General features: G+C 39.4%; 15 protein-coding genes. 10 read left to right on the forward strand and 5 right to left on the reverse strand.

What is annotated here, in order from left to right:
* Positions 1-2 precede the first annotated feature (2 nt).
* Positions 3-2,471, reverse strand: a complete 2,469-nt coding sequence (locus KSX81_RS23045; RefSeq protein ID WP_004300492.1) for a glycosyl hydrolase family 95 catalytic domain-containing protein — start codon at positions 2,469-2,471, stop codon at positions 3-5.
* A 221-nt stretch (positions 2,472-2,692) separates the two neighbouring features.
* Between KSX81_RS23045 and KSX81_RS23050 the strand changes: the two genes are divergently transcribed.
* Together KSX81_RS23050 and KSX81_RS23055 are read left to right on the forward strand one after the other, a co-directional pair.
* The gene (locus tag KSX81_RS23050) at positions 2,693-3,310 is read left to right on the forward strand and encodes a DNA polymerase ligase N-terminal domain-containing protein (protein ID WP_004300494.1); all 618 of its coding nucleotides are present in this window, start codon (positions 2,693-2,695) and stop codon (positions 3,308-3,310) included.
* 374 nt (positions 3,311-3,684) lie between these two features.
* A complete protein-coding gene (locus KSX81_RS23055; protein ID WP_004300495.1) occupies positions 3,685-5,448 on the forward strand; it encodes a helix-turn-helix domain-containing protein in 1,764 nt (587 codons plus the stop codon).
* A 206-nt stretch (positions 5,449-5,654) separates the two neighbouring features.
* Here the strand turns inward: KSX81_RS23055 and KSX81_RS23060 are convergent, their stop codons facing one another.
* The 4 genes from KSX81_RS23060 to KSX81_RS23075 form a co-directional block, all read right to left on the reverse strand.
* Complete coding sequence (locus KSX81_RS23060) at positions 5,655-7,430, reverse strand: DUF262 domain-containing protein (RefSeq protein ID WP_004296105.1); 1,776 nt, start codon at positions 7,428-7,430, stop codon at positions 5,655-5,657.
* Positions 7,414-9,177 (reverse strand): DUF262 domain-containing protein, encoded by a 1,764-nt coding sequence (locus KSX81_RS23065; protein WP_195402211.1) that lies wholly within the window; start codon positions 9,175-9,177, stop codon positions 7,414-7,416. The genes KSX81_RS23060 and KSX81_RS23065 overlap by 17 nt, the downstream gene beginning before the upstream one ends.
* A 2-nt stretch (positions 9,178-9,179) precedes the next feature.
* On the reverse strand, positions 9,180-10,091 hold the full coding sequence (locus KSX81_RS23070; RefSeq protein WP_008775757.1) for a DUF5655 domain-containing protein: 912 nt from the start codon (positions 10,089-10,091) through the stop codon (positions 9,180-9,182).
* A 351-nt stretch (positions 10,092-10,442) separates the two neighbouring features.
* Positions 10,443-10,931: a hypothetical protein gene (locus KSX81_RS23075; RefSeq protein ID WP_008775756.1), complete on the reverse strand. Its 489-nt coding sequence runs from the start codon at positions 10,929-10,931 to the stop codon at positions 10,443-10,445.
* Between the two features lie 936 nt (positions 10,932-11,867).
* Here KSX81_RS23075 and KSX81_RS23080 point away from each other — a divergent pair.
* From KSX81_RS23080 to KSX81_RS23115, 8 genes are read left to right on the forward strand one after another with little or no spacing between them, the layout of a single operon-like run.
* The gene (locus KSX81_RS23080) at positions 11,868-14,837 is read left to right on the forward strand and encodes a SusC/RagA family TonB-linked outer membrane protein (RefSeq protein WP_149939238.1); all 2,970 of its coding nucleotides are present in this window, start codon (positions 11,868-11,870) and stop codon (positions 14,835-14,837) included.
* A gap of 20 nt (positions 14,838-14,857) precedes the next feature.
* Positions 14,858-16,441 (forward strand): RagB/SusD family nutrient uptake outer membrane protein, encoded by a 1,584-nt coding sequence (locus tag KSX81_RS23085; RefSeq protein ID WP_225472586.1) that lies wholly within the window; start codon positions 14,858-14,860, stop codon positions 16,439-16,441.
* A gap of 37 nt (positions 16,442-16,478) precedes the next feature.
* A complete protein-coding gene (locus KSX81_RS23090) occupies positions 16,479-17,372 on the forward strand; it encodes a Calx-beta domain-containing protein (RefSeq protein ID WP_008775753.1) in 894 nt (297 codons plus the stop codon).
* Positions 17,373-17,406: 34 nt separating this feature from the next.
* Positions 17,407-17,895, forward strand: a complete 489-nt coding sequence (locus KSX81_RS23095; RefSeq protein ID WP_055235047.1) for a peroxiredoxin family protein — start codon at positions 17,407-17,409, stop codon at positions 17,893-17,895.
* Positions 17,896-17,928: 33 nt separating this feature from the next.
* Complete coding sequence (locus KSX81_RS23100; protein ID WP_008640463.1) at positions 17,929-19,533, forward strand: DUF6029 family protein; 1,605 nt, start codon at positions 17,929-17,931, stop codon at positions 19,531-19,533.
* A gap of 35 nt (positions 19,534-19,568) precedes the next feature.
* Positions 19,569-20,666 (forward strand): Omp28-related outer membrane protein, encoded by a 1,098-nt coding sequence (locus KSX81_RS23105; protein ID WP_118220073.1) that lies wholly within the window; start codon positions 19,569-19,571, stop codon positions 20,664-20,666.
* Positions 20,667-20,671: 5 nt separating this feature from the next.
* Entirely contained in the window at positions 20,672-21,790 is a 1,119-nt protein-coding gene (locus KSX81_RS23110; RefSeq protein WP_118220074.1) for an Omp28-related outer membrane protein, read from the forward strand.
* A gap of 9 nt (positions 21,791-21,799) precedes the next feature.
* The gene (locus KSX81_RS23115) at positions 21,800-22,864 is read left to right on the forward strand and encodes an Omp28-related outer membrane protein (protein WP_149939236.1); all 1,065 of its coding nucleotides are present in this window, start codon (positions 21,800-21,802) and stop codon (positions 22,862-22,864) included.
* Positions 22,865-22,876: the final 12 nt, after the last annotated feature.

The raw sequence follows: 22,876 nt of genomic DNA on the forward strand, positions 1-22,876 counted from the left end.
TATTATTTTCCAATCAATACATATTCTTTTCCTGCTTTGGTAGGTAGGTCATAGAGGTATGTCTCTGCAATTTCCACTTTGTTCAAGTTGGCCTTTTCGTTAATCAATGGCTCCGGAATGGTGGGGACTGCATAAAGAGGGTTCGGATTTTCACCTTTGGCACGCTTCAAGCCATTCCCGGTTAATGGGTTGAGCGAACGTAAACGACAATTTCCTCCCTTATGAGATTTGACAACCAGTCGGCTGACTTTCCCGTTTTTCCAACTCAAATCAAGTTCGAAACCTCCACGGGCAATAATTCCTTTGATAGAACCTTCTGTCCAAACGGTAGGCAGTGCGGGAAGCAAATATATAAAACCGTCGTAGCTTTGCATCAACATCTCTGCAATGCCTGCGGCACAACCAAAGTTTCCATCAATCTGAAATGGTGGGTGCGCATCGAACAGGTTAGGGTAGGTGCTTCCTTTTTTCTTTTCATTGCGTACGAGAGTCAGCTGGTCAGTTATCAGCTTGTAGGCGTGGTCACCATCAAGCAGGCGTGCCCAAAGGCAAACTTTCCATCCCATGCTCCACCCGGTCGACGGGTCGCCACGGTGAATCAGAGAAGTACGTGCTGCATCAAATAATTCAGGAGTACGGTAAGGGGAAATCTGATTGCTGGGGAAGAGTCCGTACAAATGAGAAATGTGACGGTGTACGTCCTTCGGATCATCCCAGTCGAACATCCACTCTTGTAATTGCCCCCAATGTCCCACCTGCATGGGAGCCATTTCTTTGAGACGTTGTGTCAGATGAGAGGCAAACTCCTGATCTGTATCCAGTATTTGAGAAGCAGATATAATTGCTGTCCAAAGATCGAAAATCAATTGGTTGTCCATGGTGCATCCGGCAGCTGTAGTAGCTTTCCCATTACTTCCCGAATGTACATTCTCCGGTGAATTACTGGGGCAGACTACCAGCCAGTTGTGTACGGGTTCTTTCACCATAATTTCATCAAAGAAACGTCCGGACTCTTTCAGTATCGGATAGACAGAACGCAGGAATTCCACATCTCCGGTGTATAGATAACGCTCCCAAAGATGTCGGCAAAGCCATGCGCCACCACTGGGCCACATACCCGAAGGAGCTTTGTCAACTGCTCCTGTAATACGCCATATATCCGTGTTATGATGCAACACCCATCCGTTGGCTCCATACATAATCTTAGCCGTCTCTTTACCTGTGTCACTCACTTCTTTTATCAGACGGAATAACGGTTCATTCAGTTCACTTAGATTCGTTACTTCCGAAGGCCAGTAATTCATTTCCAAATTGATGTTACAAGTATATTTGCTATCCCAGGAAGGGAATAATTTGTCATTCCAAATTCCTTGTAAATTGGCGGGTTGTCCTCCCGGTTGGGAAGAACAGATCAACAAATAACGTCCGAATTGAAAATAGGTGGCAACCAGATGTGTGTCATTGGTGTTTTTGAAATTCTCCACACGCTTATCGGTGGTTACATTCGCATATTGGTCTCGTCCCAAATCAAGAGAAACGCGTGTCAGATATTGTCGGTAAAAATCAACATGATTCTTCTTCGATTCAATGAACGGATGAACCATTGCTTTCGCCAAATAGTTCTTTGCCCGCTCTGTCTGATTACCGGTGATATCTTGATAGTTGTTGAAATTAGTTGCAATGGATACATAGATAACCGCTTCGTCGGCTTTCTCAACAGAAAGTATTCCATCAGCACAAGCTATTTTCCCACCTTTATTTTTAGCAGTCAATCTGCCTTGAAATTCTACTTTCCCTTTTAATCCTTCATGCAAGGAAGAGACTCCCGAGAGTGTCACACAGTTTCCCTCTTCAGAAGCGATCATAACATCCTGGTGAGGGGAAGTGAGTTGTGCATTGAAAGTAATTTGTCCGGGACGATTGGCGGTCAGTCGTACCATTACTACCTGATCGGTAAATGAAGTAATCGTTTCGCGTTGATACTGCACTCCGTCTACTTCATAACGTACGATTGCACGTGCGGAATCCAGACTTAATTCCCTGTAATAATTGGAATAACGTGTATGACCTGGAAAAGCGATTCGCAGGTCACCAAAACTTTGGTATGGCATTCCTGAATTAGTCTTTGCCATCACCTTTTCTGTGGCCAGTGTCTGTGCTTCAAGATATTTTCCGGCAAAGACCAGCTCACGCACTTTCGGAATATATTCCAGTGCATTCGGATTGGCGTTATTATTGGGACGTCCCGCCCAAATGCTTTCTTCGTTTAGTTGTATTTGTTCTGTGCCTGGTGTTCCATATACCATGGCCCCCAAACGACCATTCCCAAGGGGTAATGCCTCGGTCCATACCTGTGCGGGACAGTCGTACCATAGCTTGTATTCGGGTACAGAAGACTTCTGTTCCTGCGCCTGAATACAACCAACAGACATCGTGACGAACAGATATCCGATTAATCTCTTTTTATTCATTTCCTTCCAATTGCTTTTATTCTTTTATAAAAGGACGATTGAAAGGGATTTTTGTACCCACTATGCAGGCAGTAAGAAAGGGAGAAGAATAAAAATAAGTTAGCAAACTTAAATGCAGTTATAAAGCCATTAAAATAGATGAATTTCGACAAACAAACAGATATACTGATTGTTGTCACATTGAATCATTCGTTTTTTTATTCACCTAAAAAATACAGATTATGGCAAAGAATTCTCCCGATGAAGGAAAAAACATCAAAATGGTAGAAAAGCAGGCGGTTGAAGCCTCTATGATCAACCTCAAAGAGTACCGGGCAAAAAGGCAATTCGGTAAAACACCGGAACCGATGGCGGAGACGGTGGAAACTCCCAATCGAATGCCTGTTTTTGTTGTTCAGAAGCATGATGCCAGCCATTTTCATTTCGATTTTCGTTTGGAAGTAGATGGAGTATTAAAAAGTTGGGTGGTGCCTAAAGGACCTTCCATGAATCCAAAAGATAAGAGGTTGGCCATAGAAGTAGAAGACCACCCCTTGAGTTATGCGCACTTTGAAGGAGTTATACCGGAAGGTAACTATGGAGCAGGTACGGTGGAAATATGGGATAGTGGAACCTATGCTTACGTTGGTAATAATCGTAACATTTCCGCTGCTATTAAAAATGGAATACTTGAATTCAAGTTACACGGGCATAAACTCAAAGGGCTATTTGTCCTTATACATACCAATATGGATGATCAGGATAAAGACTGGTTGTTGATAAAGAAAGACGATGTATTTGCGGCCACTCACGTTTACGATGCAAAGATTATTCCGTCTTATGATGAGGTATTCCTGTAAACTATGATCTGACAGTACTTATCAGAAGTCTATTATTTTCAAATTATATACGCGGCTTGATAATTCTACTTATTTCATTATTCTAATGATTAAGTGGAACTATATGATCGTATGGCTGTGTTATTGTATGATAAAATATTTGACAATCACTACGTTTTGCCAAATAAAATGATGATTTTAGAATCTATCCCTTAATATTTCGGTAACAAACGATATTGTTACCACTTTTGATAGAAAACACCCATTGCTTTTGTTAGAATCCACCTCATATGTGGATGTTGAAAAGTTTATACTTGTGCCGGATTTAGACACGTTAAAAGGTCATCAAACGTGTTTTGCTGAAAATGTAAGTATTAATCAAATCCTATATAAGTATGAATGATTGTTACCTGAGTTTATTATTAAACTTTCGCGCTTTACTTTCTATAGATAGTGGAGCCAATTTAGTAAACAGTAAACAAGCTATTGGCGTAATTTTGCCTGATTTGTCATTGCTTGGTTATGCAGTTCCTGTAGAGAGTTTCGGCATTGGGCTATTTATTGTTTTGTTTGCGTATCTTGCGGTAGAGTATAATGTTCAGTTGTTGTCACATGAAAAACTTAAGATAGCTATGAACATGCTCCATACTACGTATACCCCGTTGATATTGTTACGAAATCAATTGGAAGAACTTAAAACCGGTAATCTTCCCGAATCGCTTTCCCAACAAGTAGAAGAGGCATTGGGATATACCGAATACATCATATATTGCAATCAGAATATTGTAACCCTCAATAAGGTAAACAAAAAAATACTTCCTAAGACATCAACGGCAAATTTGGAACTCTCTTCTTATATTACTTCTATTGTCAATCAATGTCGACCTTATGCTGATTCGCGCCGTATACAACTGACTGTCAGCGAATGTTCGGATTGCGTCAGTTGCAGAATCAATGAAAACATTATGACGGCAGCGCTTCAGCATCTTATAAGCAAACTAATTTTGGGTTCCGATTTAGGTTGTTGCATATCAATCAATATAACACATACAACAGATTCCTGGCAGTTGCAGATTACTAATTGTGAGATAGCAGACAAAAGAGTAGGGAAAATGTTTCCTTTTATTCCGGTCATATTTCCTATATATGGGTATAGTGATTTGTGGACTGTAAGAAAAATCATTCGCCTGCATGGTGGAAAAATAAACGGATATAGACATGGCAAATCATTTGCTTTCCAAATTGTCATTCCAACAGATTGTCATTGCCGGAATCAGGAATGTTCGGCTATCAAACATTCTTCAACAAATACGAAGAATAAGGCTAAAAAATCTTCTGAAAGTGATAAAGATGATACCCCGAATGCTAAAACAAAAGATACATCCCATATCTTATTGGTAATGGCGGACGGGGCATTCAGGAATTATTTAAAAAAAGCCTTATCGCGGTATTTTCAGATTTCAGCTTTGGAGGATCCTGATTTGCTGAAGGATACAGTAGTCCGCCAAAATCCTGATGCTATAATTATTGACGATAATGTAAACGGAACAAATGGAGATACACTTAGTTTCCGGATCAAAACAGATAAAATGATAGGGTATATACCGGTTGTCCTTTTGATAAGGGCCTTTGATAACGAAAGTTATTTGTCTCATTTAGGAAGTGGGGCGGATCGTCTGGAATTACGAACAGAAAGCATTTGCAGGCTAAGGGCAAACATACGTATGCTTGTAGAAAACCGCATGGTTTTGCGTGAACGGGTCAAATTGTTTTTGTCAGATGCTGTTTTTCCAATGGTCCCCACCAAAGAAGAAATGGAAACAGAAAATACGGATCAGATATTTATGGATAAAGTCAATAAAATCCTGGAAAAGAACATCTCTACTGATAAATATACAATAGATAAATTAAGTATCGATATAGGAATGAGCCGTACTGCTTTTTATAGCAGGATACGAGAGATAACCGGGAATCCTCCGGAAAATTATATCTATTCGTTCAAAATGGACAGGGCACTTAAACTGCTAGCCTCCCAACAGTACACTGTTTCGGAAATTGCAGGAATGCTGGGATATTGTGATGCTAAATATTTTGGAAAGAAGTTCAAAGACTTCTATCATGTATGTCCTACGGATTACATTAAAAGTATTATAGGGTAAAAGAATATATAGTACATATTTTCAGTTTAAATGATATAAACTAAAATATGTACTATATTCATTGTAAATATTAGATAGAGAAGAACATATAGCTCTGTTAATTTCTAATACAATTGTGTGCGATTAAGTGAACTTTGCTAATTAAAGGAAACCTATCAAGTATTTGAACTTAGACTAAAATAATGTGTTATATAACAATATACGATTCAATCTGATATATAGAAAGACCGTTCTAAAAATTCAATCATTTCATTTTCGTGTTCTTTAGCCAATTTCATTGTCCAATTTTGATAGTTAAAGTCAGCGAGTTTACACATTAAAAACATCTTAATGCTTTGCAGTGATTTGTTGCTGATTTGCTCATGGATTCGGGCAAACTTTATTTGTATATGGTCATTACTTTGTTGTGAATTGAAACTTTGAGAAATCATGGCAAGATTGCCAAATGAATGTACAGCTTCTTCCTCCCATTCTTCATTGTGCGATTCGTCTTGAGGATGCAGATGTTCAATAGAACGATTTCTCCGAAACACATAGTGCTCTACAATCTTCTGTTCTTCTTCATTGAAGAAAGTGCTGCGTTGTTCCCAAAGGTAATAGTCTAAACGCCAAAACCAGTACCTAATGTTACCGGATGCTTTATATGAAAGATCTTTTCTGGCAGGTAATATGCTGTGACGTTCATTATCTCCTTTTTTAAGGAATGCGAGCATCTCTGCACAGGAGTGGAGTTCATCTTGCTCTAATTTTCTCAAATAAGGTTTGAGCCAATTGTAGAAAGCCTCCGTTGAAACGTAAAGCATCGATTGGTATTGCTTTAATTTATCACTATCATCCTTTGGACCTTTCAGGATTAAACTGTAATTACCTTGCCCATCCTTGATATCTCTTCTAATCGTATAATAATCAAGCAGTAGCCGGTAATAAAGCATTTTCTCGTAAAATTCCCCTGCAGTGAAGTATGTTTTCAGAGCATCAAACTTCTCTATCAGTTTATCCGGCTGATAATGACTGGCTGGTTGCTCACCGCCAGTACATACATCAAGTACCAAAAGAAGAAACTCCGGAAATGATATAATACTGTTTTCACCATCTTCATAGCTATTCTGCTTAAATTCTATTTTTTCAGGTTGGATCACATCTATAGAATACTCCTCCTCGTCATCGAGAGACGTATATCTGCACTTTTCTAAAGCTTCATGAAACCGTTTCTGACGGCAGAGACTTATAGCTTCTTCATAAAATTGACGATAACAAGCCTCGTCCTGGTCTTCTTCCTTTGCAATGATAGGATGATCCATCATGGAGGTCAGATTCCAAATATGCGTCAAGTAATCCTGTTCTTTTTCTCCCCGCATCAGTTGCACTTTAAGAATCTCATGCTGTTCTAGTCCTTTTCCTTGTGCATTCATTGCTTCAAAATATTTATTCAGCGAAGTGGTATCTGCAAGATAGCTTGATGGCAAGTAAGAAAAGAAAAATGTCAATCGTGTGAAAACTTGTTGCACAAACTCAATCCGTTCCTCCTGAGTATTAAAATTGGATTCTAAGAAACCAGTTATAGCGGCGAGTCCCTCTTCCATATTCTTATTGACATACGTTTTAGTCGGATAACCATTGATCTTGCTCTTTATATATGCCTTATCATCGCTTCTCGCTATGAAATTAAGGCGATTACCATCCATTAAGAAACCGGACCATTTATCATCATATTCCTTAAAAATGATGGCAAAAAGAGTCATGACAGTAAATCGTTGCTGACCGTCAATTAAGTCATAATGATTTTTCATGTCAATGCAAGTTAGCATACCGAGATAATATGGCTCATCGGCAGGCATCTTTGCAAAATGCTCCTTAAGATCAAAAAGAAGTTTGGTAACCTCTTTCTTTTTCCACGCAAATAAACGTTGGTAAAGCGGGATCGAAAACTTAAACTGGCTTGTAGCAATAAGTTCCGGCGTATATTTATTCTCCATATTCATTGTTTTTCTTTTCGATTATTGTTTTATCCGAAAAATCATTTAGCTCACAGAAGATACGTCTTAAACACCTATAGAATCGCTCTTTGATGTCACCTTCTTGCTCCAATCCACTAATCCTGATATAAGGAATGGCCTCGGCAAGAAAAAATGTAGGCGAAGATGCCTGATCTATCATCATTATAATTTCTGAATCTTTTGCGAATTCACGAATCTTATAAAAGATAGCGCGCGTGGCACTATATCTATGCTGCGCCATGATTCCGGCAATACAGAACAACGCTTCAGATAAATATTGATGTCCGAATTTTATAAAATAACCGAACATGAGGCTTTCTATAATATCAGCATATTTCCAATGAGACTCCCATTGAAGATGATTCCTTAGTAGCTGTATTTGTTTGGTACGGATAAACTCCTTGTATTTATCTACAAAAATAGAAGTGTATGCGAAGAAATGTGAACCACCTTGGATTTTCTCATAGAAATAGAATTTCTCTCCAAAAGCAGGAATACTGGACATAACGCGGGCAGCCGAAAACTCTTCCTTTACCTTTCGTGGCTGAAATTCCTCCACATTATGTTTTCGCATCCATTTTCTTAATCTGAAAAGATGTACTCCCAAAGTATGGGTAAGATAAGAATCTCCATTGTTGTCATATTCTAATGAGAGATCATTCCACCGCATAGCAAGGTGTTCTGCCTGATCCTCAATGTTTAGATAGCGTAGATGGTGCGCTTTTAGCAAATCATAGTCTGAAAGCGATACACCCTTTGAATTCTGATTTGAGAAGAATGTATATGCCAGATCAAGATTGCTGTCATTAAGAATAAGTACAGAGAAAATCAAGTGATGGGACAGACGTTCCAACATGGCTATGTCTGTATTCCTCTGATTGAGAATTCTAATCAGTGCTTTGTTATTGGCTACATGGAGGCGCGCATCTTTTGATATGAATTTTTGTTTAAGCAAAGGCATCTGCCCTGTATATCCTAATTCGCGCATAATAAGCGTTAAAGTGACAAGGCGTTGTTGTCCATCAATTATGTTGTAAAGAGTGCAATCATTCACAGTTCTTCTTTGTAATATGATAGAACCTAAATGATAGTCACTGTTGTGAGGCATTTCAAGTAAATTATCCCAAAGGTCTGTAACATTTTTATCTTCCCAGCAATAGGTTCGCTGATAATCGGGAATAACCAAATTGGAAGAAAATAAATCTTGCAAATTTTTTGTTTCCAAAACGACCTTTTCTTGAGAATTGGTAAGTTCTTTAAACTCTAATTCCCGTGTATATGGGCTGGAAATCTCATTTTTTTTGTGAAGATTGAATTTATCAATACAATCTGTCAGCAACGGATCGAAAAACGTTATCAGTTTTTGGAATGCATTCTTTATGTCCTCCCAATTATTGATTGTAATTTTAATACTGCATCGTCCTTTACATTTTCCCCATTGATGCCATGATAAATCAGGATTGGTCTCTGTCTGCTTCTGTAAATAACGTAAAAAACGCATATAGTCAGTTTGAGTATAGCGTCCTTCTATATGAAGTTCAACTAGTCCATTCCATTCATTATCTATACGATATTCATAATGAATAGAAGAGTCATTTACTGGAGTTGAGATTTGGATATATCTGTTATATTGCCAGGTTCTTGAAGGAAATACTCCATGGAATTTTTTATCTACCCAACAACCTTTCAGATAATTATATAAGTATTGGTCTATGTTACAATAATTAGCCATATTTATTTAATCGCTTGTTTCACAAGACTCATGATATATTCTAAATATTTAGTATCCGAGATTTTGAGTTCATAATCTCCATTACCAAAATGTCCGACAGTTGAAATATCCCTTGTTAATTGCTTACTATCTTCTAAATGTCCTTTAGCTACATTTATAGTAAGCTTTATTCCATTTTTCTGGATTTCAAGTGCACAAATGTGGCTGTTGGCTTTTTTGAATGAAATATACCACTTTTGTGGTTTAACTTCAATTTCTGTATTCAAATTAAGAATTGCATTCTTATAACTCTCGTATAATTCTACTACATCGTCAGATTTTCCTTTTAATAAATTTTCCTCCGAATACTCTTTAATTTTCTCTGTCACTTCTTTAAATTCCGGACTATTCTGCATCACAGTTTTAATACTTGCCGATGCGTGACTTTTACGAATAGGGGTGATGAATACACTATCATTCTCATAGCGCTTCACTTCCCATAACTCAATGGATAAATCTTTGAAGTTGACGGCTTCTCGTTGGTTAGGCGTGAATCCTTGTGAAACAAAAACGACTTTTGTCTGCGACCAGTCCACATCATTCCGTTTCAAGTTCCCTGCTTGTGTTTCATTATATTCCAGAATAAAATCAGCCTGATTTTGCAGCATTAGGCTTAGGTAAGTAAACCCTTGATCTATGACACTAGAGTTTCTTTCCCTTTTATATTCAATGATAACAAAGGCCTTCGATTGAGGATCAAAGGCAAGCGTATCAATACGGCGGTCTTTAATCGTAAATTCGGACTTTATCATTTCAAGTCCCATGATTTCGGACATATTAGTTTCAAACATACGTTGAATGTCTCTTTCCAATTTAAAAGGTTTTTCCTTTATTTCAGAAAAGACGCCTGAAGTATTATATTTGTAAAGTGCCATAATTTTATTTTGAATTGTTTATTGCTGTAAAGGTAAGAATTCTTTTGATATTACTATTTCATTCTTCACTACTTTCTTCTATTATACGTATTGTTATAGCATTAATCATATTGATTATAATTTTACCCGTATCTAATACTATGATACAATATTTAAAATCATAATAAAATGTGATTTAGGCTTTCTGCTTTGGGAAAATATATTTTTGCTGTAAAATCGCAATATAGTGTGAATATTGATAATCAAATAGACTCATTGCGGGATAGTATTTCGTTTGTGTATCCAATTGTTGAAGCATTTTCAATAGCTACATAAAAGGTGTCTCATTTTATGTGACACCCTATAAAAGAATCACCTATTTTTCTCCTCCTTCATCATCTTCCTCCACCTCTGAAACGCCCTCATTAAACTTTCTTCTTCCACTAACCCTACCATATTATAATGTTCGACAAAAGTTTCCATTGATTTTTTGAACATGATGCCGTGGCAGTATTTATTTTCCAGTAGAAATTCATAAAGTTCGGCCCTCATTTCTACTTCCATTGCTTTTTCAATGATAAGTGCACTGTTATGACCTATATAATTATATACATTTGGATTTTTACCGTTTCTGGGATGGGGGAGGGTGAAGGTAATATTTCCGGTTTCGTGCCATGAGGCGTTGGGAGGGTGGGGAATGGATAGCTGGTGGAGAAAGTGGTAGATGGGCTGGGTGTCGAGAAGATGGATCGCGGAAAGTGAGGAAGAAGAGCGGTCTGGAGGTACGTCGAGGTGATTTTTGTAGCGCATGTACATGTAAGCCGCTAGATAGGGCTTGATCTGAAAAGTAACTGTAACCATTGTTTTTAGATTTGATTTGTAAAATATTTATCAGTGGAGTACCGTGTTTGATATTGGTATCCGTTTTCTTTTGTTGAAAATTTTACTTAAAAAGAAAGGCCGGGAGAACGCTTTTGTAATGATTTGCTTTTCAGATAGTTACATAAGTGGGTTTTGGTTTTAAACCAACGGGTCGTTCCTTTTAAAGGAACGACCCGTTGCACACCGAGAAACACCTCGTTGGTTTTAATGCAACGAGGTGCTCCTTAAAATCAAGAGATAAAGCTAGAATAAATCTCTCGAAATTTTGAAATCATAAAATAACTTGTTTGTTTTTGATGTAAATAAATAGTACTGTTGTATATTTACTTGTTTTTATCTATATAAAGAAATATACAGAGTGTCATATATGAAGAAATTTTAGATGAAGTCTATTTAACATAGTTTAAATGAGCCTCTTTTATATTTCTGATTTTATTTTATGTTTGAGGGAGATTTAAAATATAATTATAATGTAACTGAAAAGTAGAATAGGAAGGAAATCCAAGTAAAATGGCTAATAGTAGCTCCATAAAACGAAAAAGCACTAAGTTCTATCAGAACTTAGTGCTTTTTTATATTCTATTCTTATTAAAATAAATATATAGTTCTTAAAATACAAATTATATCTCTTTTTCGGATTGTATTTATTAACAGTTCCGGTTTGGTATTATATAATGGAACAAAAGTATATATTCTTTTTGCAAAAAACAACGAAAAGACATATTTTTTTTATGGAATAGTCATCTAAATTGATTGAAAAAGTAAAATCAAGCAACATTTCTTTCCAGAATTACATATTTGATGTAAAAACACTACAAAAACAATGGATTATAATTAAGTTCTGATAGAACTTATCTAAGTGTAAAAAGTGAGTTTAAATGTTTTAGGGCTATTTAATAATTTAAAAAGAGATTTATGAAGAAAAAATTAGCGCTGCTATTTGGATACCTTTTTATAGGTATCGGGCTGATAACAGCTCAAACGCAGAAAGTCACGGGGACAGTGATTTCCGATGATGACAAACAACCTGTTGTAGGGGCTTCAATTGTTGTAAAAGGCACTAACTTAGGTACAATAACAGACATAGACGGGCATTTCACATTATTGAATGTGCCAAATTCAGCAAAAATATTGCAAATCTCTTATATCGGTATGAAAACGGAGTCGGTTTCTGTTCAGCCGACTGTTAGAGTTATCTTAAAGTCTGATACACAACTGATGGATGAAGTTGTTGTGGTAGGTTACGGATCAGCAAAGAAACTAGGGTCAGTAGTCGGTTCGGTAACAACGGTAAATAATAGCAAGATAGCCAATAGACCGGTTGCTAATGCCGGAGATGCATTACAAGGACAAGTTGCCGGTTTACAAGTATTTACTCCCAGTGGAGAACCAAGTGGAAGTGTTGTAATGCGATTGCGTGGAGTCAGCTCGATCAATTCAAATACAGAACCTCTCTTTATTCTCGACGGTTCACCTATATCATCCGGAGCATTTACAGCATTAAATCCGAACGACATCGAAAGCATGACTGTATTGAAAGATGCTTCCTCAACAGCTATATATGGTTCTCGTGCTGCTAACGGGGTAGTAATAATGACTAGCAAGAAAGGAAAAATGGGACAGAAAGCCCGTGTTAGTATCAATGCGCAATATGGCTGGTCGAGAATGACTGGGGATAACATAGAGATGATGAATACCGAACAATGGCTTAACCTGCAGGAAATGCTGGACCCGGGAAAAGCATACGATACTACATTTCAAAAACGGAAAAAGTTCTATATAGATAATGGTATATCTACAGATTGGGCAGATATTTTCTTCGGAGATGCAGCTCCTACACAACAATATGATGTAAATGTGGTCGGTGGTTCCGAAGGTATCAACTATTATATTTCATTTGGACATTATGATACAGAGGGAATTATGGACGATTCTTCATTGCGCCGTGAGACTTTGCGCAGTAATGTGGAAGTAAAGGTGACCGACTGGCTGAAAGCCGGGATTAACGTGAACCTTTCCTATCAGAAATATAACACGACAACTTTCGGAACGGAAGCTAATAGCGTTTATAATAAAGCGTATGCTGCCCGTATTTATCGTCCTGACCAAACAATAAACGAGATATTGACAGACGAAGAAGGCAACTTTACAGGCTATGGAAAACGATTGGACTATTTTGACGATATGGGATATTATAATCCGTATTACTTGGCAGAACTTCAACCGAATGACCGGAGTACGGTACGTATCAATGGCAATACCTTCTTTAATATAAACCCAATAAAAGGATTGAATATACGTACCTCGCAGGCAGTAGATGCCTTTGATTATCGTAACTCCCATAAAGCCTATCCGGAAGGCCCCTTTGAAGGGGCAGGGGTGGCGTCCGAGTCTTTCGAACGTTATTATTCATTTACTTTCACCAATACAGCGGAATATAAGTTCAGTCTGTCAGACAAGCATCTTTTTACCGTGTTGGCCGGTCAGGAGTCCATTATCACAAAGAATGAGAATTTCTCGGCAACTTCTAAAAAAATGGTAGACTCACGAATGATGCTGATGGCAGCTGGAGCAGAGTCAGAAGTGCCGATACATTCGATGTATGACAAGGTTTTCAATTCTTATTTCGGCACAATCAGTTATAGTTTCGCTGATCGCTATTATGTCGATTTGGCAGCACGGCGGGACGGTTCTTCTCTGTTTGCCAAAAACAACCAGTGGGCAAACTTTTATTCTTTGGGAGCCATGTGGGATATGAGAAAAGAGAATTTCCTGCAGAGCGTTTCATGGTTGAACAGTTTACAGTTGAAAGTGAGCTATGGAACAACTGGTAATTCCGGTATCAGCGCCTATAATGCGTTGGCATTGGTCGGCTCCGGTTTGCTGTATAACGGACAACCGGGTATTGCTCCTTCTACCGTCGGAAATGATAACCTGACATGGGAAAGCATGAAAACACTGAATGTAGGCATCAGTACAAGAGTGTTTGACCGCTTTTCTATAGAACTGGAATTTTATAACCGTCAGACGGACGATATGTTGATGGGTTATCCATTGTCATACACTACCGGACACGGAAGCAGTGTGGAAAATGTAGCAAGTATGCGTAATCGAGGTTTCGATATTACTCTGGGAGTGGATATTCTGAAAACGAGAGATTTCTCATGGAGTGTCTCCGGAAACCTGAATTATAATAAGAATGAAATAACTAAACTGTTTAACGGATTGGATGAATATACCTTGCCCGATACTGGTTTAAAAATGAAGGTCGGCAAACCTTGGGGAGAATATTACTATGTGAAATGGGCAGGAGTCGATCCGCGTGACGGATATAATATGTGGTACGACAAAAATGGAAATCTGACGAAGAGTTACTCCGAAGAAGATGCAGTTTTTGTCGGCAAACAACGCTATGCACCATGGTCCGGTGGCTTTGGCACCCAGTTCGGATGGAAAGGGATTTCTGTTAGTGCCGACTTCTCTTTTATGCTAGGCCAGTATATGTTGAATAATGAGCGCTTTTTTACAGAGAATCCCACTTTTGCAGGTTCGGACAATCAAACTGTAGAAATGCTTACCATGTGGCAGAAGCCGGGAGATATAACCAGAATTGCCACTCCCGACTCCCCGATGCAGTTTGATACGCATTTACTGGAAAATGCTTCATTTATGCGTATGAAAAACCTGACTGTCGGGTACACCCTTCCGGCCAAACTGATTCAGAAAACAGGAGTAATCAGTAACGCCAGAATCTACTTTGTAGGACGTAATTTACTCACAGTGACTAAATATAAAGGATATGACCCGGAAGTAGACAGTAATATCCAATTGGGTAACTATCCCAATACGAAACAATATTCTTTCGGAGTCGAACTAACTTTCTAAAAACATAAAGAATGGTGAATATGAAGAAAATATCTATGATAGCATTGACTATACTGACACTTGGGGTGACTTCTTGTGATATGGATAAAATGCCATACGATGCTGTTCCTACAGAAGAAGCGTTAACGACCATAGTCGGTTTTGAAGAAGCACGTGCCGGTATCTATTCCGTATATTTAGGACTGACAGGAGGAAGCTATGTATTAGCTCCGGAAGTTCAGGCAGATGCCTTTAATGCAGTGGCGGATTTCTCTAATAAATATGGTGAGTTGCACCGTTGGACTTTCGAGAGCACCAACTCTACCGTAGAAACAATCTGGTCGAACTACTATGCCGCTATCGGACGTGTCAACTTCTTTATTGACGGGGTCGGTAAGATCGATGAGAATCCGGAAATCGAATTGACTGAAACCCAGAGACAACAGATCAATGTGTATGAGGGGGAAGCGTATTTTACAAGAGCATACTGCTACTTTTATCTAGCTACTTTATTTTGCCGCGATTACGATGTAGCTACCGCAGCAAGTACTCCGGGACTGCCGCTTCAGGTAAAATATGAGCCTAAACTTTCTGCTACCCAATATCCGGGACGATCTTCATTGGAAGATACTTACAAACAGATATTGGAGGACCTCGAAGAAGCCGAAGAACGTATAGAGACTGCAAAAAATGGCATTGCTGATTATGACAGGTATATTAATGGTGCATACGTGACAGTCAACACGGCTCCCAAGAATTGTGGGAATTATATCACGGTAGATGTAGTGACTGCCTTGAAAGCGCGTGTTGCCCTGCAAATGGACGACTATGAAAATGCAGCCAAATATGCAGGTGACCTGGTTAATTCGAACAGATATCCATTATCGAACACAGCAACAGATTTTGAAAGCGTATGGAAGAATGACAAGGGAACGGAAACCATCTGGCAGATTGCCATGACTAGTGCCGACGATGCCGGTGTACCTCTGGGGACTATTTTCATTGGTTATCCGACTACAAAGAAGGATTATATTCCTACACAAACACTGATTGACTTATACAATGAAAAAGATATCCGGCTAAAGACTTATTTCGGAAAATATCACTTAACCGTATCGTCAGGTAATGCGGCAGACATCTATTTCTTTAATAAATATCCGGGCAATGAATATTACAATGCATTAGGAAGCGAAACACGCTATTTGAATCAGCCGAAACCATTCCGAATTGCTGAAATGTATCTGATTGCCACTGAAGCTAATGCAAAGATTGGAACGGCAGCTGCAGTGAAAAAGGGTAATGACGCTTTGAATGCATTAAAAAAAGCGCGAATCGAGGGATGGACTGATGCAACCTACGATCAGGAAGCTTTATTAAATGAAATCATGAACGAACGGGAACGTGAGCTTGTAGGTGAGGGATACCGGTTGATGGACCTGAAGCGTTGGGGGAAAGGTGTGAAGCGTGGAAAACCGCAAAGCAAAGGACTGGTGCTTTTCCCGGGACAAGCAAGTACTGACGGACTGGATAAACTTATGGATGACCAGCGGATGCTTTGGCCTATTCCTAAAACAGAAATGGATGCCAACCCTCAATTGGCAGGTCAGCAAAATCCGGGATATTAATCAATGAATAACGTAAATTATCAAACACTTGAGTAAAATGAACTATCTGAAAATATACACCCTTCTTCTATGTGCCGTTCTGATCGCCGCCTGTTCGGACGATGAGGAACAGTTTAATTCCGGAGCGGCTACGGTAAACTTGCAGGAAACTGCAATGACGGTGAAAGAATCTGCCGGTTTGTGTACTGTGCCTGTTGTTGTGACGGGCGAACATACCGGAACTATCCGTGTGACGTTCGAATTAAAAGATCATAATGCCAAAGAGGATGAAAACTATATTGTCACAACCAAAACGTTACTTATTCCTGCCGGGCAGGAAACAATGAATTTTGAGTTTAAGACCGTTGATGACAAGCTTGTTAATGACGACCGTTCTTTTGATGTTGAAATTGCTGATGTGAAAGGGGCGTCTATTGGTGAGAACAAGCGACTGACAGTGACTATCAAAGACAATGATTCAAGCTTTTATGAAACGCTTTCAGGAACTTGGATATTTACCGGAACGGCTTCTGCCACCAATGTTTCCAATGTGCCAGTGGGATTCTCCGTTAGAATAAATACAGCGGAAGAAGGCACGGAGGCATACGAACACTATCTGGTCTGTTCGAATAAGAATGGATTTGATCCGGATAATGATATTGAATGGGAATTTAGTTGGCGGTTGTATTATGAATATGATTCGGAGGCGCAGAAAACCTACCTGTCCATTGTGCCGGGTGAAGATGTCGCTTCTTATGGCCCGTATACTATTCGTTTCAGGAGACTGGCTTTGGACGGAAGTACTTCTGACGTATATCGCGGAGAATATGATGTTGAAACTAAAACTGTCACTTTCGAGAATGCCAATTTGATAGGCGATATGTATAAGGACGGCTTGATACAAATACAGAAATTCAGGCTATTTGGCTGTAAGATGGAACACATCAGATAAAACAAGATTATTAACATAACAAATAAAAGAACTTATGAGAGCATTAATTGTCTGCATTACGCTGTTGTTCGCTTTTCTAACTTGTACCATGGCACAAATACCATCAGTCAAGGTTGAAAATACGAAAGGAGCACAGGTAAATACCTCCTCCCTGGTTAATCACAAAACACCTATGATTATTTCTTTTTGGGCAACAACCTGTAAACCATGTATTCGTGAATTGGACGCTATAAATGAACAATTGCCCGATTGGTTGGAAGAAGCCAATTTCCGTGTAGTAGCTGTTTCGACAGATGACAGCCGTTCTACTGCTAAAGCGCGTGCATTGGCAGAGGGACATGGATGGGATGATTTTATCATGTTGTACGATAAAAATCAGGAATTCATGCGAGCTATGAATGTAAGCCTGACTCCACAGGTATATGTAGTGGATGCCGATGGGAAGATTGTCTATTCACACACCGGGTACGCGCCGGGAAGTGAGCTGGAACTACTGAAAGCGATAAAAAAACTACAGAAATAGAAACTGTTATTATTCATAGATAAACGCAATGACATGACTAGAATAAGAATTCAGGTGTTGGCTTTAGTAGCGTTATCGTCTACTCTAACCTATGCGCAGCAAGATAACAAAAAAGGTTATCTGACAGGGAGCTTTGAAACGAATACGATTTACTACAAGGATGATAGTAAGACAAAAGCAGAATCTCCGGAAGATCATTTCGGTTCGAACAATTATCTGAAACTGGATTACTATCAAGGTAAGTTTGCCGTAGGTGTACAGTTGGAAGCCTATGAACCGGTACTGGTGGGATACCCGACAGAATTGGAGAAAGCAAAACTAACCAACTATTACGTATCTTGGGCCGACAAGGATTTTTCCGTAACAGCGGGTACATTTTATGAGCAGTTTGGGAGTGGACTGCTATTCCGTAGTTGGGAGGACCGTATGCTTGGTTTGAATAATGCGGTGATGGGAGCACGTTTTACCTACAATTACAAGAATATTGTAAGGTTGAAGGCCATTTGGGGAACTCCACGTTTTGGAATGGACTTTTCCGACACACAAGTACGTGGCGTAGATGTAAGCTTCTCCTTATCTGAAATGCTTAGTTGGCAAAATACATCCTTGAGTATCGAAGGAGGGGCATTGAACCGGTATGAGAAAATCAATATCGACCTCGAAGAAGAAGGGGGAAAACCTTATTCGAATGGCTTCTCGGGACGGGTAAATTTTGAACGCTCCGGATTTACAGCGAAAGGTGAATATGTGGACGGTGGCAATAAATATTATAATTTCATCCATGATGACAAACTTTATGCGAGGAAACGTGCCAATGCGCAATTGCTGGAGCTGGGATATAGCGGCAATGGGTTGGGGGTAAATCTGACCGGGCGCCGTTTGGAATGGATGAATAGTGAGATTATTGCCGGTAATGGTTCGACTTCGAATCTGTTGAATTATGTCCCGGCTATGAGTACGCAATATACCTATATGTTGACCAACTTGCATCCTCATACTCCACAAATAGGAGATGTGACAAATGCAGTTAGCGGTGAGATGGGCGGACAATTGGATGTCTTTTATCATTTCAAAAGAGGAACGGTCATTGGAGGTAAACGCGGTTTGAAATTACATGCTAACTTTTCTACCTATTATGCTTTAGAAAAAGAAGGAACAGCCCAGATAGGTAACTTGGCATTTCGTGACTTTAGTGTTGATGTGGAAAAGCAATGGACAAAGTCATTCAAAATGAACTTGCTTTATTCTATGCAAGAATATAGCCCTTCGTACGGAGCGAATAAAACGACTAATCTGTCGAATATTTTTGTAGCAGATTTACAATATAAGTTCACGCCTTCTTTTTCAACTCGCATGGAGTTGCAATACCTAACTACAAAAGAAGATCAGAAGGACTGGATGGCAGCTCTGTTGGAGATAAATTTTGCTCCGGCATGGAGCATTTACGGAAGTGATATGTATAATCACGGCAAGGATAAAATCCATTATTACAATGTGGGAGCCAGTTATGCCAAGTCACGTACGCGTATAGCCTTGAGTTATGGTCGTAACAAGGAAGGGTACGTCTGCTCTGGTGGAGTTTGCCGGACGATTCCTAAATATACAGGTGCTAACCTGACTATAACTACTTCATTTTGAGTTCATCGAAACATTTATTAATTAGAATATAGAATATGAGAAAATTTACAATGTTTTTTATGTCAAGTCTGATATGCTTGTGCGGATGTTTTACAGCGTGCAGCGGTAATTCTGACGACAATGGTGAAGAGCCGGATAACGGCGAAGTGACAGGACCTATTACTTTGACTGTGGATAAAGCCAAGATTGAAGCCAATGGAACAGATGTGGCGACTTTTACGGTGACTGATGCCAATGGAAAAGTACTGACGACTTCCGAATATATGAAGAATGTATATTTTGAAGATGTAACTACCGGTGATTATTTGGAGAGACGGACCAATACGTTCTCGGCAGTAGAGAACGGGACACATAAGTTTAAGGCATATTACCTGGACTGGGAGTCGGATGAAGTTTCCGTAACCGCACAGAATCGTAAGAATTATGAACTTTTCTATCGTAAAGTAGGTGTCTTCAAAATGACGGGAACTTGGTGTACTTATTGTCCGGCCATGACTTCGGCATTAAAGAAAGTGGAAGAACTGATGCCGGGACGTATGGTAAAAATGGCTTTTCATTCTTCCAGCAGTTCCGCCACTGACCCGTTCCATTTGTCACAGACAAGCACAATCATGGGCCGTTTTGGAGCGTCCGGTTTTCCTACCTGTATCTATGATTTGAAAGTCATGTCGATAGACAGGAACGTGAGTGCTATCAAACAGACTTTACAAAGTCAAATCCGACAATATCCGGCAACCTGTGGAATTAAGGTAAATACATCTTATAATTCTTCTATGGGTGAGATTACGGTGGATGCCGCACTGAAGTCGAGCTTGGGAGGAGAATATGACCTTGTTTATGTCTTGGTGACTGATGGCTTAACAGCATCCGGAGGAAATGAGACCTCGTACGATTATACAGTAAGAGCTATTTCCAACAATTACCTGTCGATGTCAACCGACGGACGGTTTACTGTGAGTGCAAACGAGGAGCACACTGCCGCAACTTTCAGCATTTCTAATGCAAAGAACCTGAATCCTGCCACATCGCGTGTAGTGGTTTATGCATTGCGTAAAGTGGATGACGCGTATATGGTGGATAATATAACCGAATGTTCTATCAATGGTAGCATAGACTATCTCTATAATGATTGAGGCTTATGAAAAAAATATACTCGACAATTCTACCAATTGTAATGATCCTTTGTTTAGCAATGCTGTCATCCTGTTCCGGCAATTCGGACGAAACGGAGAATGGAGGGACGGATGACGGCATTTTGCGTATTACAGCTGATAAGACGGCTATACAGGCAGATGGAGTAGAAAAAGTGACCTTCACGGTCAAACTGGGTACAAAAGATGTAAGTGAAGAAAGCACAATGAACCTGATTTTGGTAAAGGAATCGGGAGAGGAAAACCTGGATTATGGTGTTCGTGCTTTCAGCACTTCAGTGCCGGGTACGTATGTCTTTAAAGCCCGCTATTATGAAGGAAAAGCAATGGTCAGTGAAAATGAAGTGACCGTTCAGGTTGCTCCCGTATCAGGAGGAACCAGCTATTATCATAAATTACTGGGGATGCAGTTTACTTCTATCGGGTGCCAGGCCTGTCCGGCGCTTAGCACTACATTGAAAGCAATTCAGACTGAACAACCGGGGCGATTGGCTATCGCTTCTTTCCACATGGATTTCGGAGGAATGACGGATCCCATGAGTACAGCAGCTACCAATAATTACCGGACTAATATTCTCGGTAATTTCTCGGGACTGCCTCGTTTCTTTTACAATCTGCGTAAGGGTACTAAAGAAATGATCAGTATCAAGAGCCAGATTGAAGAAGAGCTTCAGAAAGAATTAAGTAACTATCCGGCTTCTTGTGGGGTAGCTGTTGAGTCTGTGTATAATGCTTATGACCGTACAGTGAAGATTACTGGCAAATTAACTTCCAACGTAACAAACACTTATCGTTGTTTGATTTATCTGGTAGAGGATGGAATCAAATACTTTCAAACGAATGGCGCGAATGATTATACGCATAATAATGTGGTACGTGCAGTGGTGTCCACATCGTTGAACGGCGACCGTTTTAATGGGGAAGTAAATGCGGGAGTGGAATCTACCATGAAACGATCTTATCAATTGGAACCAGGATGGAATGTGGATAATATGCGTGTGATAGTGTCGATGCTGACAACTTTGGATGGAGGAAAGACTTATACGTGTAACAATGTAAATGAGTGTAAACTTGGAGAATCAGCAGATTACTTGTATAACGAATAAAGAAGAGTTATGTGTATAAATGTCTATAAAATAATATTGCTGGTCTGTATGTGCTGTGTGGGAATATGCTGGATTTCCTGTTCAGGCAATTCCGATGATTCGGAGCAGACGGAAGTGATTTTGAGCGTCGATAAAAATACGTTGACTGCGGACGGAAAGGATATTATAACCTTTACGGTAATGCATGCGGGAATAGATGTAACTGCTGATGCAATCATCCGTTCCGTGATGGACGGACAAACTTTGGATGGAAATACCTTTTCTACTTCTAAAGCCGGAACCTACGCTTTTGAAGCATCTTATGGCAAATATGTATCCAAATTGATAACAGTAGTTGCAAAAAGTACATCAGGTACAGTATCCAATTTTGTGAGACGCATCTGCGCAATGGAGTTCACCGGAACATGGTGCGCCATGTGTCCGGCAGGAATGACCCGCCTGAATTATCTGATAAGTTCGAGTTACGAGGGAATTGTTTATCTGATGTCATTTCATGTTGATGGGACAAGTGCCGATCCAATGACAATTGAACAGTCATCGATTCTTTCCAGAAAGTTTGCTATCTCCGGTTATCCTTCATGTGTGGTTGATATGCGTGGGACAATGGGGCTATCTGAAAACTATAGTGTCATGCGGGCTATATTTAATGAGTCTTTGGAGAAATACCCTGCTCATTGCGGAGTAGCTATCAGTTCTGTTTATAATGAGGTTGATTCCGAAGCTAAAGTTACTGTGAAAGTGACTTCGGAGAAAACGGCTGATTACCGCCTGGTATTGTATGTTGTTGAAAATGGATTGAAGTATCAGCAGAATGACGGAGGCAACTATCGGGACTATACACATAATCATGTAGTCCGCAAATTACTTTCTGCTTCTGTAGAAGGTGACAAACTGGGACAAATTGCAGAAGATAAGGAAGAAGTTAAGGAGTATACTGTGGCATTAGACGATACATGGAAAGCAGAGAATCTTTCTTTTTATGCATTAGTAATGGATGAAAACGGTTATGTAAACAATTTGGCTGTTTGCGAAGCAATAAACGGCAATGCCGATTATGAATATGTAAATGATTAATCACATTTATCA

It is taken from the genome of Bacteroides sp. MSK.18.37 (assembly GCF_019129155.2).
GTDB lineage: Bacteria > Bacteroidota > Bacteroidia > Bacteroidales > Bacteroidaceae > Bacteroides > Bacteroides ovatus.

Coding starts and splice junctions, on each gene's coding strand:
- KSX81_RS23075 (WP_008775756.1), bottom strand. CDS start 10,931: ATGGTTACAGTTACTTTTCAGATCAAGCCCTATCTAGCGGCTTACATG.
- KSX81_RS23080 (WP_149939238.1), top strand. CDS start 11,868: ATGAAGAAAAAATTAGCGCTGCTATTTGGATACCTTTTTATAGGTATC.
- KSX81_RS23105 (WP_118220073.1), top strand. CDS start 19,569: ATGAGAAAATTTACAATGTTTTTTATGTCAAGTCTGATATGCTTGTGC.
- KSX81_RS23070 (WP_008775757.1), bottom strand. CDS start 10,091: ATGGCACTTTACAAATATAATACTTCAGGCGTCTTTTCTGAAATAAAG.
- KSX81_RS23060 (WP_004296105.1), bottom strand. CDS start 7,430: ATGAATATGGAGAATAAATATACGCCGGAACTTATTGCTACAAGCCAG.
- KSX81_RS23065 (WP_195402211.1), bottom strand. CDS start 9,177: ATGGCTAATTATTGTAACATAGACCAATACTTATATAATTATCTGAAA.
- KSX81_RS23090 (WP_008775753.1), top strand. CDS start 16,479: ATGAACTATCTGAAAATATACACCCTTCTTCTATGTGCCGTTCTGATC.
- KSX81_RS23115 (WP_149939236.1), top strand. CDS start 21,800: ATGTGTATAAATGTCTATAAAATAATATTGCTGGTCTGTATGTGCTGT.
- KSX81_RS23110 (WP_118220074.1), top strand. CDS start 20,672: ATGAAAAAAATATACTCGACAATTCTACCAATTGTAATGATCCTTTGT.
- KSX81_RS23100 (WP_008640463.1), top strand. CDS start 17,929: ATGACTAGAATAAGAATTCAGGTGTTGGCTTTAGTAGCGTTATCGTCT.
- KSX81_RS23045 (WP_004300492.1), bottom strand. CDS start 2,471: ATGAATAAAAAGAGATTAATCGGATATCTGTTCGTCACGATGTCTGTT.
- KSX81_RS23095 (WP_055235047.1), top strand. CDS start 17,407: ATGAGAGCATTAATTGTCTGCATTACGCTGTTGTTCGCTTTTCTAACT.
- KSX81_RS23050 (WP_004300494.1), top strand. CDS start 2,693: ATGGCAAAGAATTCTCCCGATGAAGGAAAAAACATCAAAATGGTAGAA.
- KSX81_RS23085 (WP_225472586.1), top strand. CDS start 14,858: ATGAAGAAAATATCTATGATAGCATTGACTATACTGACACTTGGGGTG.
- KSX81_RS23055 (WP_004300495.1), top strand. CDS start 3,685: ATGAATGATTGTTACCTGAGTTTATTATTAAACTTTCGCGCTTTACTT.